Origin of the sequence: Chloracidobacterium thermophilum B (assembly GCF_000226295.1) — a bacterium.
Lineage (GTDB): Bacteria > Acidobacteriota > Blastocatellia > Chloracidobacteriales > Chloracidobacteriaceae > Chloracidobacterium > Chloracidobacterium thermophilum.
This window is the reverse complement of sequence record NC_016024.1, coordinates 655999-671659: the sequence shown is the minus strand read 5'-3', so window position 1 is coordinate 671659 and position 15661 is coordinate 655999. Positions and strand designations below refer to the sequence as shown.

Below are 15661 nucleotides of genomic sequence, written 5' to 3'. Positions count from 1 at the left end.
AAATCCCATGGAAAGCACCACTCTGTCAGTTGAAACGGCACCGGCCACCGCCCTCCGCCCACAGTCCACACCATTGTCAGCCCCACTCATTGAAACCAAAGACGTATGGAAAACCTACCGGATGGGCGATGAGATCATCCACGCGCTGCACGGAGTGAGTTTTACCATTCAGCGTAACGAGTACATTGCCATTATCGGGCCGTCCGGGTCAGGCAAAACCACCCTGATGAACATCATCGGCTGCCTCGACACGCCGACCAAGGGCGAGTACTGGCTCAACGGCAAACTCGTTTCGGCCATGAACGATGATGAACTGGCCCGGGTGCGCAATCAGGAAATCGGGTTCGTCTTCCAGACCTTCAACCTGCTGCCACGCGCCACGGCTCTGCACAATGTCGAACTGCCACTCATCTACAGCGGCGTGCCGGCGGCGGAACGGCTGCAACGCGCCAAGCGGGCGCTTGAACAGGTTGACCTGGCGCACCGTATGCACCACCGTCCCAATGAACTCTCCGGCGGACAACGGCAACGGGTCGCCATTGCGCGGGCCCTGGTCAACAATCCCTCCATCATTCTGGCGGATGAGCCAACCGGCAACCTCGACTCGGCCACGAGCCGGGAAATCATGGCGCTGCTCGATGTCCTGCACGAACGCGGCAACACCATTGTCGTGGTGACACACGAACCCGACATTGCCGCCCATGCCCACCGGGTTCTGACCATCCGCGACGGACGCATCGCCACAGACACCCGGAATGAGCGCCGGGTGCCGGCCCTGGCCGAACAGGCCCAGCCCGTGTGATGCTTGGCATAGGCGCGGTGCGGCAAGCTGTGCTAGCCTGTCCAAGCATGCCACCTCGATTCCAGACCGAAGGACTTGCCTGGCCCCATGGGAGGACACTCTGCCGACCGGACCGCCACCCCGGCCCCGCAGCTTGACCGCCTGGAGTTCGTCATTCCCAGTGTCATCCCGCGCATGCACGAGCTGTTGCATGAGTTGATGAGCCTGCTCGAAGCCCGCGGCATTGCCGAACCGAACTCCAACATCATCCTCGCGCTGGACGAAGCCATTGCCAACGCCATCAAGCATGGCAACCACGAGGACCCGACCAAGCAGGTTCACGTGGTCGTCGAGTTTGCGAACGACGAAGTTACCTTCACCATTACCGACGAAGGTGACGGCTTCGACCTCAATGCCCTGCCTGACCCCACCGATCCGAGTTGTCTGATGCGTACCTGTGGGCGCGGCGTCATGCTCATCTACCACATCATGGATGAGGTCGAGTACAACGCCCGTGGGAATCAGGTGCGGATGAAGAAAAAGGCGGAACGATAATGGGTACGCCGTCTCCCGGTCGGTCGTCCGAACTGCCGAGCCTGCACCAACTCGCCGATCTTGAGCCTCTCTCCACCGGCGATCTCATTGACCGTGCGGTTCACATCTACCGGCACAACTTTGCACCCCTGCTGGCGCTGGCGGCCATCCCGGTCGTGACCAGTTGCACCGGAACGCTCCTGCTCGCCTACACCTTCACCGGGCTGCGGGAATCGGCCGCCACACTGCCTGTCATGATCCTGGGAATGACCCTTGGTTACTCCCTGACCTACCTGATCAGCCCACTGCTGCTGATGCTCATTACCGGCGGGCTGACCCGGACAGTGGCCGATTTCGTCATGCTCGACGTGCCAATTGGCTTCTGGCGCACCTGGCGCATGGTCCGCGGCCGCCTGTGGCCGCTCATTCTGACGCAACTTATCGGGTATATCCTGTTTGGAATGGTGATCTCGGGCCTGTTCTTCGTTGGGATATTCGTCGTCTGGATAGCCCTGGCCGTGGTACTCCTGCTGTTTAGGTATCTCCCGTCCGTTCTCGCCGGCGGACTTTTCACCCTCTTGCTGTTTGTCCTGATTGCCTTGGGCTTTGTCGCGTATTGTGCCGCTGTGGCGCAGGTTGCGCTCATCCCCAGCGTGGTCATGATTGAGGGCCGCGCGACGTGGGACAGCATCGTTCGCGCCCTGCAACTGGCCCGGGGGACCATCTGGCGGGTTGTCCAGATTACGCTCTTTGACTTAGCCATTGCCTCATCCGCCATCTCGGCTATCGGCATTCCGTTTCTCATCTATGTCATTCTCAATGGCGATTTCGAGGACCTGACCCGTACGCCGACGTGGTTCATCCTGGCCTTCAATGTGGCCGACCAGCTTGGCAAGCTGCTGACCCTGCCCATGGCGACCATTGCCTACTGCCTGCTGTATTTCGACATGCGGGTACGCCGGGAAGGCTATGACCTCGAACTGCTCGGCGCGCGGCTCGAAAGCACTACCGGCGTAGCGCCACGTCCCACCACCCACCGCCCGGTGCCACCGCGAGTCACATCACCACCAACAGAAACGGCCGCCGTCCCCTCCTGAACCGGAAGAAGGGACGGCGGCCCCGGCAGGCGTCGGCTTACGCCGGCTTACGTGCCGTGTTCCCAACTGTTGATGTATTCGACCATCTCGGCCGTAAGCGTATCAATGCGGACGCCCATGGCTTCAAGCTTGAGGGAGGCAATCTCCAGGTCCACCTCTTCGGGCAGGCGGTGAATGGTTTTTTCGAGGCTTCCCGCGTGCTTTTTGAGATATTCGGCGGACAGCGCCTGATTGGCAAAGCTCATATCCATCACGCTTGCCGGATGGCCTTCGGCGGCGGCAAGGTTGATGAGCCGTCCCTCGCCCAGAACGATGACGCGGCGGCCGGTCTCGGCCAGCTCGTATTCCTGTACGAACGGGCGCACATCACGTACCTCACGCGCCATTTCCCTGAGGGCAACCAGGTTCAGTTCCAGGTCGAAGTGGCCGGAGTTGCAGACGATTGCCCCGTCTTTCATGACGGCAAAGTGCTGGCGGTCAATGACATGGCGGTTGCCGGTGACAGTGATGAACACATCCCCCTGCGTAGCGGCTTCGGCAATGGGCATGACCCGAAAGCCATCCATGACGGCTTCAATCGCCCGGATGGGATTGACTTCACACACAATGACGTTGGCGCCCAACCCGCGCCCGCGCATGGCCACGCCCTTGCCGCACCAGCCATAACCGACGACAACCAGAGTCCGCCCGGCCATAAGCAGGTTCGTGGCACGGATTACGCCATCGAGCGTGGATTGCCCCGTGCCGTAGCGGTTGTCGAACATGTGCTTGGTCTGGGCGTCGTTGACGGCAATGACCGGAAACGGCAGAACGCCGCTGGCCTGCATGGCCTTGAGACGCTGAATCCCGGTGGTCGTTTCTTCGGTACTGCCCAGAACGTTGGGCACCAGATCGCTTCGCTCTTTGACCAGTGTCGAGACGACATCCCCGCCATCATCAATGATGAGATGGGGGTTGGTGTCAAGCGCCAGCAGCACGTGCTTGCGGTAGTCGTCGGTGGATTCCCCCTTGCGGGCAAATACCGGGATGCCGAAGTCGGCCACCAGCGAGGCCGCCACATCGTCCTGCGTTGAAAGCGGATTGGAGGCAATCAAAACGGCTTCAGCCCCGCCCGCCTGAAGGGTCCGGGCCAGATTGGCGGTTTCCGTCGTCACGTGGCAGCAGGCAACCAGCCGCAACCCTTCAAGTGGGCGCTCCTTGGCAAACCGCTCCCGAATCAGCCGCAAGACGGGCATTTCACGGTCGGCCCATTCAATACGCTTGCGCCCCAGAGGCGCCAGCGCCAAATCGGCCACGTCATAGTGTTTGACTTGTGCGACACTGGTACTCATTCGATGATGTCCTCGGATTGGAATAAGGAAAAAACCCTGGCAGCCCCTTCACAGCCGGACACCCCACGGAGCCGGGCCCGGCCGCCAACGACTTGCAGACCACACACGGGCAGGCAACTCACAGTCCGGCTTCCTTGCGCAGCACCTCGGCTTTGTCGGTCCGCTCCCAGGTGAAACTCTCTTCATTGCGGCCGAAGTGACCGTAAGCCGCCGTTGGAGAGTAAATGGGACGGCGCAGATCGAGGGTTTCAATGATGCCACGGGGCGTCAGGGAAAAGTGCGCGCGGATGAGTTCAACAATGGTTTCCGGGCGAATCTTTCCGGTGCCGAAGGTTTCGACATAAATCGAGACCGGCTCGGCAACGCCGATGGCATAGGCCAACTGCACCTGGCAGCGGTCAGCCAGTCCGGCCGCCACGACGTTCTTGGCGATGTAGCGCGCCATGTAGGCCGCCGACCGGTCCACCTTCGTCGGGTCCTTGCCCGAAAACGCGCCGCCGCCGTGCGGGGCATAGCCGCCATAGGTATCCACGATGATTTTGCGCCCGGTCAGCCCTGTATCGCCCATAGGACCGCCAATGACAAACCGCCCGGTGGGATTGATGTGCAGCTTGGTATCGGCGTCGAGCATGCCGTTGGTGATGACGTGGCGGATGACATGGCGCTCAATGTCCCGCCGGAGTTCATCGGACTTGACCGATTCGGCGTGCTGAGTTGAAACGACCACAGCCGCGACACGGTGTGGTTTGCCGTCCCGGTACTCGACTGACACTTGGGCTTTGCCATCCGGCCGCAGGTACTCCAGTGTACCGTCACGGCGCACCTGCGCCAGGCGCTTTGTCAGCCGGTGCGCCAGTTGAATCGGCAGCGGCATGAGTTCGGGCGTTTCTGTGCAGGCAAAGCCGAACATCAACCCTTGGTCGCCGGCCCCGCCGGTATCCACGCCCATGGCAATGTCCGGTGACTGCGCATTGATGGTGGAAATGACCGAACAGGTCTTGGCATCGAAGCCATACTCGGCATTGTCGTAACCAATCCGCCGGACGACCTCCCGCGCTACCGTCGGGAAGTCCACGTGCGCGGTCGTGGTGATTTCACCAGCGATCACCACCAGTCCCGTCGCCAGCAAGGTTTCACAAGCCACCCGCCCCTGGGGATCGCGGCGGAGCACCTCATCGAGAATGGCATCCGAAATCTGGTCGGCCATTTTGTCGGGATGCCCTTCCGTCACGGATTCAGAGGAAAAAAGAAAGTTGCCGTTGTTCAAAGCCTACCCCTCCACAAATGCGCGGTTTTGGATACGCGCCACACCATCCAGCGCCAGGCCGATGCCCGAAGCCAATCGCCAACCGTCCAGATGCATGCAGCCAAAAACCATCGTTGAAAATCGGGCTGAGTGTTGTCCAAAGTCGGCAAGCGTAACATGTGAAACAAAAACGGCCAACCCGCCGCCCGCCTGACGACACCTCCACCTTACTGAATGGAAACCGGGCTGGAGAAGCCCCCCAGCCATGCCTCCCGCCGGTATTTGCCCGTTCGGCAATCGCGTGCGCAGACACGCAGCCAGCCAGGTGCCAACGAATGTCCACCTTTGACCTGCCGACTGGTCCTGGCGATATTGATATCGGGCGCGCGTCACGTGGTAAGCTACGCCTGTCATCTTTGCGCCGCCGCGTCTCCGCGTAACGGTGCCCCATTCCATCCCGGTACTGGTCCCCCATGTCCGTTCATGCGCCTCGCCGCTCCCTTAGCGGCGCCCTCTGGAAACAAGCCACCCCACCGGTTGACGCCGTGAAGTGCCTGACGCAGGCGCTGGACGTTCATCCGCTCGTCGCCACCTGTCTCATCAACCGTGGACTGACGACTCCCGAACAGGCAGCGGCCTTTCTCGCGCCGGATTTGACCCACGTGCCCGACCCGCGCCCGATGCGCAACCTCACAGAAGCCCTGCACATCATCGGGCGGGCCGTGGAACGCCGGGAGCGCATCCGCATTGTGGGAGACTATGACTGCGACGGCACGACCGGGCTGGTCACCCTCCGCAGCGTGCTGCAGCAACTCGGCGTCCAGACCGATGATTTCGTTTCCTATTACGTTCCCGACCGGGAACAGGAAGGCTACGGACTCAACCCCGGCATTATTGAGCAGGCGGCGGCTGATGGCATTCAGGTGCTTGTGTCCGTGGATATTGGCATTACTGCCCACCGCGAATGGGAAATGGCACGCGCACACGGCATCGTCGGCGTGTGCATTGACCACCATACGGCGCTGGGCAGCCAGGTTCCGGCAGATGCCGTCGTCGTGTGTCCGAAACAGGTCGGCGACGCCTACCCGGAAAAAGACTTTGCCGCCTGCGGGCTGGCCTGGCAGATGGCCCGTGCCCTGCTCGGTGAGCGCCCTAATGGAAAAGCTTTTCTCCGCTCCCTGACCAAGCTCGTCGCCATCGGTACCTATGCCGATCTCGTTCCTCTCTCCAGCCCGGCCAACCGGGCCATCGTGGCGGAAGGGCTGCGCGGTCTCAACAGCGGCTCGAAAAATCCTGGACTGTCGGCGCTCATCGAAGTGGCAGGTCTCAAGGAACGTCCCATCGGGGCTGGCGACCTTGGCTTCCGCCTGGGGCCGCGCATCAATGCCGCCGGGCGCATCGAAGGCACGACCGTGGGTGTCATCCAGTTGTTTGACAGTCTCACAGTGGATGAGGCCCGGCAGCGGGCGCAACAGATTGACGCCTGGAATACCGAACGCCAGACCATTCAACGGCAATTGGTGGAACAGCTCGAAGCCCGGATTGCCAGTCAACCGCAGGATGATCCGGTTTATGTCCTGGCCGGCAACCATACCGACGGCTGGCATCAGGGCGTGGTCGGGATTGCAGCCTCGAAGGTCGTGGAAACCCATCACCATCCAGCGCTGGTCTGTAGCATCCGGGACGGTATCGCCCACGGCTCCGGGCGCAGCATCCCCCAGTTCAATCTCATCGAGGCGCTTCAGGCCATTGGCCAGGATGGGCTTTTTCTCCGCTACGGAGGACACCCCGCCGCCGCCGGTTTCTGCCTTCCGGTAGAACGGCTGCCGGAGTTGCAGCAGCGCATCAATGCCTATGCCCGACAGGTGCTGCCGCCGGACGCCCTGACCCGCGTGTACGTCGCCGATGGCGAACTGCCGCTGGGCGAACTGACCCTTCCGCTGGTCGAAAGCCTTGCCAAACTCGAACCCCACGGCATCGGCAACCCACACCCACGGCTTATCCTGCGCGGTCAAATCCTGGAACAGCGCATCCTCAAGGACCAGCACCTCAAGCTCATCCTTGGCGACGGGCCGCACCGGGCCGAAGTGCTGTGGTGGCAGCGGCGGGAATATGCCGAACAACTCCCCCGGCAGGCAAAAGTCGAAGTGCTCGGCCGGCCGGACATCAACGTGTGGCAGGGCCGAGCCAGCGTCCAGTTCATCGCCACCGACATCCGCCTGGCCACCTGATCACCGGCAACACCGCCCGCCCTTTCAGCCTTCGGTTACAGCCGCTGGATCGAGAATGGCCACGTACGGCAGGTTGCGGTACCGTTCGGCGTAATCCAGTCCAAAGCCAACGACAAACTCGTTGGGGATGGTGAACCCAACATAGGATACTTCCACTTCCCGCTGGCGACGTTCGGGTTTGTCGAGCAGGGCCGCCACCCGCACCGAGGCCGCTTCGCGGCGGCGGAACATGTCGAGCAGGTAGGACAGGGTCAGCCCCGTATCCACGATGTCTTCCACGATGATGACCGGCTGCCCCCGCAGGCTGGTGTCGAGGTCCTTGAGCAGGCGCACTTCGCCCGATGACTTGGTCGCCATGCCGTAGCTGGACACAGCAATGAAATCGAGCGTGACGGGCAGGTCAATGGCGCGTACCAAATCGGCCCCAAACGGCACGGCCCCCTTGAGCACCACCACGAGCAGCGGCGACTGCCCGGCGTAGTCGCGGGTGATGGCCGCGCCCAGTTCCCGAATCCGCGCCTGTATCTGCCCGGTATCAAACAGCACGGTCAACTGCGGCTGGCTGAACTCCGACATAGATTTCTCCCGAATAAAAAGTTGGGCTTACAGCAACGGCCCGGGTGACGCCGGAGCTACGCCGGGGCAGAAGTTTCAGACTCCGACACCCCCGGCGCTGATGCCAGCGTGACCTGGTTGCGCCCATTGCGCTTCGAGGCATAGAGTGCCTGGTCGGCCACCTCCACGAGTTTGTCGGGCGTTGTCACTCCCGGCATGGGAAGGTAGGCCACCCCAAAGCTGGCCGTGATGGGCAGTTCTCCGGCGGTCGTCGGAACGGGACGGGCGGCAATATGCCGGCGGAGGCGTTCGGCGACATCGAGCGCTCCTTTGACCGGCGTCTGTGGCAAAATCACGATGAATTCCTCACCGCCGTAGCGTCCGGCAATGTCGGTATCCCGCAGTTTGCTTCTGACCAGCTTGGACAGGTATTGCAACACCTCGTTGCCGACTTCGTGGCCGTAGGTGTCGTTGACCTTTTTGAAAAAGTCAATGTCAAACATCAGGACACCCATCTGACCATTATCAGCCAGGGTTTTGGCAAAGACCTCAGCCAGTCTGGCCCGGACAGCACGGGCATTGAGCAACCCGGTCAGCCCGTCTATGGTGGCCAGTTCATAGAGCCGGGCCTTTTCGAGCGCCCCGACGAGTTGCTGTCCCAGGGCGCGGAGCATTTCTTCGTCCTGTTCGGAAAAAGCCTGCGGCTGTTGACTGGCCACGCTGATGACACCCAGCACTTTTTTTTCGGCCTCCAGTGGCACGCCCATCCAGGAGCGATAGGGCAGGCGTTCGGTCAGCCACCGGTAGTTGTACAGCGCTGCCTCGCGCTCGATGTCCTGAAGCCGTAGCGCCTGCTTGTGCTGCACGCACCATTCGGCCAACCCCAAGGCGTCCCTTTCGGGCACGAGCGCCACCTGTTCCCCGGTGGAACTGTTCGCCGTCCAGTTGCCGCTCTGCTGAAAATCCAGCATGGTTCCCCGGCGCTCCGACTTTGGGCGGGCCGTTGTCACTGCCTGCCATTCGAGTATCTGTGGCTGGTGGCCATCTTCGGGAAACAGATACACCGCCAGCGAGTCGGCGCGGAACAGGTCGCGCCCTTCCTGATACAACGCTTTGAGCAGTTCCCGGCGGGTTTGCGCCGGGTTGCTCAGGGCGCGCCCGACCCCGACAAGAATCTTCATCTCGGCAATCGTCCGCTGCTGGCGCGCCGCTGCTTCGGCCTGTTTGCTCAACAGTGCCACCAACGCCACCAGCACCGTGCCCAGCGCCACCACGGGCAGAAAGTCCAGCCGGGCATAGACCACGGCAATCATGATGGACAGCACCACGGTGGCGAATTCAGCGAGAAACGTGATGACCGACTGGGTCGCGCGCACGTCCTGGAGAAACAGTGCCAGCGAGATGCCCCGCGTCCACATGGTCAGGAACGAAACGCTCACCCGCATGGTGAAGATGGAAAGGTAGATAAGCGGAATCACCACCAGTTCCCGCAGCCCAAACCGGGGTGCCAGGTGCCATTCGGTGAAATGGCCGGCCTGCTCGACCGTGCTTCCGGTCAGCCCGACGAAGGCGGCGACACCTCCCTGAAAGATGATCTCGCCCAAAACGATCGACCAGTCGCCCATCGGGAGTCGTCGCTGCAAGCGTTCGGCGTGCTGACTGATGGATTCCAGTACACCGGCAAGGCCGAGCAGCGTGATGGTCAGTTCCGTTGGAAAAACCAGCACAAACAACACGACCAATCCGTCTTCAGCCAGCAGGTGGGCGTAGGCATCCGACCGGCGGCGCAGGAAGGTACACACCATCAGAAGCAGCAGAAATACGGCTGCGGCCAGCCCCTCGCGCTGGCGAAAGAGTCCGAACAGATCAACCCATAAGGCCCCCAGCACTTTCAGTTCGACGACGATGACCAGCGACCAGAAAGCCAGGCCGAGTCCCCATATCAGCAGTTTGTAGGGCAGCCCAAAGGGCGTTCGGGCAAAGCGCGACGGCATACGCAAAGCTCACAGTGTCAGCCCCGGAAGTACGACCTGATCAGGGAAATCAAGGGTGGCAGTGTGGGATGACAATGTAGCAAACACGCCGACAACACACTATCATCTTGTCACGCGCCGTCGTGTGTGGCCGGTGCAACCCCCGACGGACGTTGTTCTGCATACGCCCTGTGAATACATAGCCCTATGTCATCCAAAAAAGCTGAGACCAAGCGGCGGACCTCCTCGGGTATCGAGCTGAAGCCCTACTACCTGCCTGCCGACGCCCCGCCCCCCACCGACGAAAAGCCCGGCGAGTATCCCTTCACGCGCGGCATTCACGCAACGATGTACCGCGCCAAGCTGTGGACGATGCGGCAGTACGCCGGCTTTGCCACCGCAGCGGAATCCAACGCCCGCTACCGCTACCTGCTGTCGCAGGGCACGACTGGTCTCAGCGTGGCCTTTGACCTGCCGACCCAGATTGGGCTGGACTCCGACTCCCCCCTCGCCCTGGGAGAAGTGGGCAAGGTCGGCGTCGCCATTGATTCTCTCGAAGACATGGCCGTGCTGTTTGACGGCATTCCGCTCGATCAGGTCTCGACCTCAATGACGATCAACGCCACGGCCCCCATCCTGCTTGCCCTCTACATTGCTGTCGCCAAGCGCCAGGGCGTCACACCCGACAAACTCAACGGCACGGTCCAGAACGACATTCTCAAGGAATACATTGCGCGCGGGACGTACATCTATCCGCCCCGCCCCTCCCTGCGGCTCATCACCGACCTGTTTGCCTACTGCGCCCGCGAGGTGCCCAACTGGAACACCATTTCGATTTCGGGCTACCACATCCGGGAAGCCGGGGCGACGGCCGCCCAGGAAATTGCCTTCACGCTGGCCGACGGCATTGCCTACGTCGAAGCCGCCATTGCCGCTGGTCTCGACGTGGATACCTTTGGCCCGCGCCTGTCGTTTTTCTTCAACGCGCACAACAACCTGTTTGAAGAAGTCGCCAAGTTCCGCGCCGCCCGGCGCATGTGGGCCCGGATCATGCGTGAGCGGTTCAAAGCCACCCAGCCCAAGGCGTGGCAGTTGCGCTTCCACACGCAAACGGCCGGCAGCACGCTCACGGCCCAGCAGCCTGAAGTCAACGTCATTCGCACGACGGTGCAGGCGCTGGCGGCAGTGATGGGCGGCACGCAGTCGCTGCACACGAACGGCAAAGACGAGGCCTTGGGACTGCCGACGGAAGAATCCGCCCGGATTGCTCTGCGTACCCAGCAGGTGCTCGCCTACGAGTCCGGCGTCGCCGACGTAGCTGACCCACTCGGCGGGTCCTACTTCATCGAAGCCCTGACCGATGAACTCGAACGACAGGCGACGGCCTACATCGAAAAGATTGACACGCTGGGCGGCATGCTCGCAGCCATTGAGCAGGGCTTCCCGCAACGCGAAATCCAGCAGGTGGCCTTCGAGTACCAGCGCGCCGTGGAGCGGAACGAAGCCATTGTCGTCGGCGTCAACCGCTTTCAGGTCGCTGAAGAGCACCCCATTCCCATTCAGCGCATTGATCCCGAAATCGAACGCGCGCAGGTTGAACGGGTACGCAGTCTGCGGGCACGGCGCGACACAGCCGCCTGCACGGCTGCCCTCGACGCCCTTGAAGCCGCCGCCCGTGGGACGGACAACCTGATGCCCTACATTCTCGATGCTGTTGAACGGTACGCCACCGTAGGCGAAATTTCCGACCGCCTGCGCCGCGTCTTCGGCGAATACCAGGAAACGGTTGTCTTCTAGGCAGGGCCCTCTGTTCCGGGCGGTGTCCCGACGGTCTGAAACCGTATTTCCGGCCGGTGAACCCGGTTTTCTTTCCGCAACCCATTTCACAGCCATGCTTGCCCTTGATTTCATCCGCCAGCACCTCGACCTCGTTCGTCGCGCCCTGCTCAACCGCCGCACCGATCTCACGCTTGACAGCTTCACCGAACTTGACGCCACGCGCCGGCGGCTGATTGCGGAAGTCGAACAGCGCAGAGCTGCGCTCAACCGGGTCAGTCCCCAGATTGGCGCGCTGCTCAAGGCCGGGCAGCAGGACGAAGCGGAAGCCAAACGTGCTGAAATGCGGGAACTCAAGGCCAGCATTGAAGCCCTCGAAGCCGAACGGGAAAGTGTTGAACAGCGCCTGCAGGAACTCGTGCGCATCATTCCGAACGTGCCCCACGAGTCCGTCCCGGTCGGCGATGAATCGGCCAACCAGGAAGTCGCGCGCTGGGGTGAACCGCGCCACTTCGATTTCCCGCCCAAAGACCACGTCGAACTTGGCACGGCGCTCGGTATTCTGGACCTGGAACGCGCTGCCAAGGTGTCAGGCGCGCGCTTTGCCGTCCTCAAGGGGCTGGGAGCCAAACTGGAACGGGCGCTCATCAGCTTCATGCTCGACCTGCACCTGACCGAGCACGGCTACACGGAAGTGCTCCCACCGTTCATCGTCAATGGCGAGGCCCTGTTTGGCACGGGACAGCTTCCCAAATTCGAGCCGGACCTGTTCAAGCTGACCGATGAGCGTGGTCTGTACCTGATTCCCACGGCTGAAGTCCCGGTCACCAATCTGCACCGGGGTGAAGTGCTCGACGGCGCGCAACTGCCCATCCGGTATGTTGCCTACACGCCCTGCTTTCGCAGCGAAGCCGGCAGTTATGGCCGCGACACCCGTGGGCTTATCCGCCAGCACCAGTTTGACAAGGTCGAACTCGTGGCCTTTGTCAAGCCCGAGGACAGCTACGCGGAACTCGAACGCCTGACGGCCAACGCAGAAGCGGTGTTGCAGCGTTTGGAACTGCCCTACCGCAAGGTCGTGCTGGCCACCGGCGATCTGGGCTTTGCGGCGGCCAAAACCTACGATCTGGAAGTCTGGCTGCCCAGCCAGCAGACCTACCGGGAAATTTCTTCGTGTAGCAACTTTGAAGCGTTTCAGGCACGCCGCGCCGACATCCGCTTCCGGCGCGAACCCGGCGTGAAGCCGGAGTTTGTCCACACGCTCAATGGCTCCGGGCTGGCCGTTGGGCGGACGTGGCTGGCGCTGCTCGAAAACCACCAGCAGGCTGACGGCTCGGTGATCATTCCGCCGGCGCTGCGTCCATATCTCGATGGACGTGAACGACTGACTTGAGCCTTGGCACAAAACCGCTCCGGGGAGCGCACATGAGCGAAGTTCCAGTGACGACGGAATCAACGGCCGGGCAGGCAGGCGAAGAGCCGCCCCTGCACGGACGCCTGCACTACAAAATCCTGCTCACCACGCTGCTGTGCGCCGCGCCGCTCATCTTTGGCGTGGACTATCTGTTTTACCGCAACCTGCGGCGCGACAAGATTGCGGAGCAAAGCCGCCAACTACAACACATCGCTGCCACAGTTGCGGTAGTGCTTGATGTGTCCCTCATCCCGTGGGAGCAGGACGCCGCTCCTCCGGTCCCGGAAGCCTTACGGTCACGGCTGCGCGATCTTCAGCGCGCCAACGAACTGGAACAGCCGATTGACCTGTTTTATCGCTGGAACGAGACGTGGATGCCGGTTTTTACAGACCGCCCGCCGGCCCACGAACTGCGCCCGGAAGCCTGGCAGGTCATCCGGCGCCAGGAACCACTGGCAACGGATGTTTACACCGACCAGCATGGCACCTGGATTTCCGCCTATGCTCCACTGCGCGCCGGGCCGGAAAGCCCAGTGGTGGGGTTGGTGGCCGTCCACACCCGCGCCGACCGGATGAACATGCTCATCATTGACCACTTCAAGCTGCTGTTTCTGGAAGTGACGCTGACGGGTCTGTTCATCATTGCCTTTTTCTCGCTCATTCTCCGGTACTTCGTCACGCAGCCGCTCGGTCAGCTTCTGGAGGGCGTACGCGCCATGGCGCGGCGCGACTACACCTATCCCATCCCGACCACGGCCAACGACGAACTTGGCGCGCTGGCCCGGGCCTTTGTGCGGACCCGCGAAACCCTTCAGCACTACGTCGCTGAGCTGGAATCCTTCGCCCAAACGCTCGAAGAAAAGGTCGAGGAACGCTCCATTGACCTGATGAGCGCCAACCAGGAACTCCTGCTGGCCAACTCCGAGCTGTATGAAAACCAGCGCCAGTTGCGCAAAATCAACGAAGACCTGCGCCGCGCCAATCTGGCCGTAATGGAGAGCAACCGGCTCAAGTCCGAGTTTGTGGCAAACATGTCGCACGAACTGCGGACGCCACTCAACGCCATCATTGGCTACACCTCGCTGCTCCAGCGCGGCCGCTACGGCCCGCTTTCCGAGGCCCAGATGCGGGCGTTGACCCGCATTGCCGAGAATTCGACGAACCTGCTCGAACTCATCAACACCTTCCTGGATTTCTCGAAAATTGCCGCCGGCAAGATGGAAATCCAGGTCAGTGAAGTGGACCTCGTGAAGTTTTTGTCCGAAACCATTACGCCGCTCGAAGCGTTGGCCCGGGCCAAAAGCCTGACCCTGAGCTTCATGTCGCCGCCCCAGGTGCCCTCAGCCCTGACGGACCCAGCCCGGCTGCGCCAGATCGTCACGAATCTGGTCTCCAATGCGCTCAAATTCACCGAACAGGGCAGCGTCACTGTGGTTCTCGACGTGGACCCGGCAGCGGAAACCTTCACCATTGAGGTGCGGGACACGGGAATTGGCATTGCCGAGAAGGACCTGCCGCACATCTTTGAGGAATTCCGCCAGGTGGATGGCTCGGCCACGCGCAAGTACGGCGGCACCGGACTCGGCCTCTCCATTGCCAGGAAAAATGTGCTGCTGCTGGACGGCACGATTGAAGTCGAAAGCGAAGTGGGCAAGGGTTCGGTGTTTCGCGTGCGGCTTCCCCTTCGTCTGCGTGAGCACGAGAAGATGGAGGCCAGCGAAAAACCGATTGCCCTGCCCTGTCCTGCCCCGGACAACCGCATCATTCTATGCATTGATGACGAGCCAGACCTGGCGCAACAGTTGAAAACCATGCTTGACCTGACCAGTTACACGGTCATCAGCGCACGCAACGTCACCGAAGGTCTCGAACTCACAGCCGTGCTACGTCCACGTGTCGTTGTCCTTGACCTGATTTTGCCCGGAATCAGCGGGCTGACCTACCTCGAACGGCTGGCTGAGGACCCTCTGCTCAAGCACATCCCGGTCATTGTTGTCAGCCAGGCCGACCGGCGAATGGCCCAGACCGCCTTCGAGTTTCCGATGGTCATCGGCTACCATCCCAAGCCGCTCGACCGGACGTGGCTGCTCAACAACCTTCAGAAAATCGAACAGGAGACACAGCTTCGCCGCCAGACGGGTCAGGGTGTCGCCAACTCCGTGGAAAACGTGCTGTCATGACGCGCATTCTCGTAGTGGAAGACAACGCCGACAGCCGGGAAATCCTCACCCTGGAGCTGGAAGCTGAAGGTTACGAGGTCTGTGCTGTAGGCGATGGTCTCAGTGCGGTGGAAGCGGCGGCGCAGTTTCAACCCGATGTCATTGTCATGGACATTTCCCTGCCCAACCTGGACGGGCTGGAAGCCACGCGCCGCATCAAGGCGCAACCGGCGTTGGCGCGCGTCCCGGTTATTGCCTTGACCGCACATGCCATGACAGAAGATGAAGCCCGTTTCCGGGCGGCAGGCTGCGACGCCTACCTGGCCAAACCGGCCAGCCCGGAGGCTGTGCAGCGCATCGTACAGCAGCTCCTGGCGCACCCCGACCGTTCCTCCCCGACGCCGTAACGCCCTCCGTCCACCGCACCTGTGCCCTGCCGCCGACAGACGCCCACTGCCTGTCAGCCGCCGCGAGCCGGCTGACAGCTCAAGGTGGACAATTGCTGTCAGATCGTGGAAAGTGGAGTTGCAAGTCTGCATCTGCCGGTTTCAGGCCGGCCTACTT

The 15661-nt window shown here is 61.8% G+C and carries 12 protein-coding genes; 8 read left to right on the top strand and 4 right to left on the bottom strand.

Features of this window, described 5'->3' with window-relative positions; all coding sequences use genetic code 11:
• Positions 1-7 precede the first annotated feature (7 nt).
• The 3 genes from CABTHER_RS02825 (at position 8) to CABTHER_RS02815 (ending at position 2412) form a co-directional block, all read left to right on the top strand.
• Complete coding sequence (locus tag CABTHER_RS02825) at positions 8-802, top strand: ABC transporter ATP-binding protein (protein WP_014099065.1); 795 nt, start codon at positions 8-10, stop codon at positions 800-802.
• An 87-nt stretch (positions 803-889) separates the two neighbouring features.
• Positions 890-1336, top strand: coding sequence for an ATP-binding protein (locus CABTHER_RS02820; protein ID WP_014099064.1), 447 nt, complete (start codon positions 890-892; stop codon positions 1334-1336).
• Positions 1336-2412 carry a hypothetical protein gene (locus tag CABTHER_RS02815; RefSeq protein WP_014099063.1) on the top strand — a complete coding sequence of 359 codons (1077 nt, stop codon included), beginning with the start codon at positions 1336-1338 and terminating at the stop codon, positions 2410-2412. Before CABTHER_RS02820 ends, CABTHER_RS02815 begins: the two co-directional genes overlap by 1 nt.
• 47 nt (positions 2413-2459) lie before the next feature.
• Here CABTHER_RS02815 and ahcY read toward each other — a convergent pair whose 3' ends face one another.
• Both ahcY and metK read right to left on the bottom strand, forming a co-directional pair.
• On the bottom strand, positions 2460-3743 hold the full coding sequence (gene ahcY, locus CABTHER_RS02810) for an adenosylhomocysteinase (protein WP_014099062.1): 1284 nt from the start codon (positions 3741-3743) through the stop codon (positions 2460-2462).
• A 118-nt stretch (positions 3744-3861) separates the two neighbouring features.
• Positions 3862-5010, bottom strand: a complete 1149-nt coding sequence (gene metK, locus CABTHER_RS02805; protein WP_014099061.1) for a methionine adenosyltransferase — start codon at positions 5008-5010, stop codon at positions 3862-3864.
• Positions 5011-5534: 524 nt separating this feature from the next.
• On the opposite strand from metK, the gene recJ reads away from it, so the two are divergent.
• Positions 5535-7220: a single-stranded-DNA-specific exonuclease RecJ gene (recJ, locus tag CABTHER_RS02800; protein WP_014099059.1), complete on the top strand. Its 1686-nt coding sequence runs from the start codon at positions 5535-5537 to the stop codon at positions 7218-7220.
• A gap of 24 nt (positions 7221-7244) precedes the next feature.
• Here the strand turns inward: recJ and hpt are convergent, their stop codons facing one another.
• Together hpt and CABTHER_RS02790 are read right to left on the bottom strand one after the other, a co-directional pair.
• Positions 7245-7796 carry a hypoxanthine phosphoribosyltransferase gene (gene hpt, locus CABTHER_RS02795; protein ID WP_014099058.1) on the bottom strand — a complete coding sequence of 184 codons (552 nt, stop codon included), beginning with the start codon at positions 7794-7796 and terminating at the stop codon, positions 7245-7247.
• A 56-nt stretch (positions 7797-7852) separates the two neighbouring features.
• Positions 7853-9769 carry a sensor domain-containing diguanylate cyclase gene (locus CABTHER_RS02790; protein ID WP_014099057.1) on the bottom strand — a complete coding sequence of 639 codons (1917 nt, stop codon included), beginning with the start codon at positions 9767-9769 and terminating at the stop codon, positions 7853-7855.
• Between the two features lie 186 nt (positions 9770-9955).
• On the opposite strand from CABTHER_RS02790, the gene CABTHER_RS02785 reads away from it, so the two are divergent.
• The 4 genes from CABTHER_RS02785 (at position 9956) to CABTHER_RS02770 (ending at position 15504) form a co-directional block, all read left to right on the top strand.
• A complete protein-coding gene (locus CABTHER_RS02785; protein WP_014099056.1) occupies positions 9956-11545 on the top strand; it encodes an acyl-CoA mutase large subunit family protein in 1590 nt (529 codons plus the stop codon).
• A 94-nt stretch (positions 11546-11639) separates the two neighbouring features.
• The gene (gene serS / locus CABTHER_RS02780) at positions 11640-12917 is read left to right on the top strand and encodes a serine--tRNA ligase (RefSeq protein ID WP_041569046.1); all 1278 of its coding nucleotides are present in this window, start codon (positions 11640-11642) and stop codon (positions 12915-12917) included.
• 32 nt (positions 12918-12949) lie between these two features.
• Positions 12950-15118, top strand: coding sequence for a hybrid sensor histidine kinase/response regulator (locus CABTHER_RS02775; protein WP_014099054.1), 2169 nt, complete (start codon positions 12950-12952; stop codon positions 15116-15118).
• Positions 15115-15504, top strand: coding sequence for a response regulator (locus CABTHER_RS02770; RefSeq protein WP_014099053.1), 390 nt, complete (start codon positions 15115-15117; stop codon positions 15502-15504). The genes CABTHER_RS02775 and CABTHER_RS02770 overlap by 4 nt, the downstream gene beginning before the upstream one ends.
• The last annotated feature ends 157 nt before the right edge of the window (positions 15505-15661 follow it).

What these genes read in the sequence shown, in the direction of transcription:
- CABTHER_RS02785 (WP_014099056.1), top strand. Translation starts at nt 9,956, where the DNA reads ATGTCATCCAAAAAAGCTGAGACCAAGCGGCGGACCTCCTCGGGTATC.
- CABTHER_RS02775 (WP_014099054.1), top strand. Translation starts at nt 12,950, where the DNA reads ATGAGCGAAGTTCCAGTGACGACGGAATCAACGGCCGGGCAGGCAGGC.
- hpt (WP_014099058.1), bottom strand. Translation starts at nt 7,796, where the DNA reads ATGTCGGAGTTCAGCCAGCCGCAGTTGACCGTGCTGTTTGATACCGGG.
- ahcY (WP_014099062.1), bottom strand. Translation starts at nt 3,743, where the DNA reads ATGAGTACCAGTGTCGCACAAGTCAAACACTATGACGTGGCCGATTTG.
- CABTHER_RS02790 (WP_014099057.1), bottom strand. Translation starts at nt 9,769, where the DNA reads ATGCCGTCGCGCTTTGCCCGAACGCCCTTTGGGCTGCCCTACAAACTG.
- CABTHER_RS02825 (WP_014099065.1), top strand. Translation starts at nt 8, where the DNA reads ATGGAAAGCACCACTCTGTCAGTTGAAACGGCACCGGCCACCGCCCTC.
- CABTHER_RS02815 (WP_014099063.1), top strand. Translation starts at nt 1,336, where the DNA reads ATGGGTACGCCGTCTCCCGGTCGGTCGTCCGAACTGCCGAGCCTGCAC.
- CABTHER_RS02820 (WP_014099064.1), top strand. Translation starts at nt 890, where the DNA reads ATGGGAGGACACTCTGCCGACCGGACCGCCACCCCGGCCCCGCAGCTT.
- serS (WP_041569046.1), top strand. Translation starts at nt 11,640, where the DNA reads ATGCTTGCCCTTGATTTCATCCGCCAGCACCTCGACCTCGTTCGTCGC.
- CABTHER_RS02770 (WP_014099053.1), top strand. Translation starts at nt 15,115, where the DNA reads ATGACGCGCATTCTCGTAGTGGAAGACAACGCCGACAGCCGGGAAATC.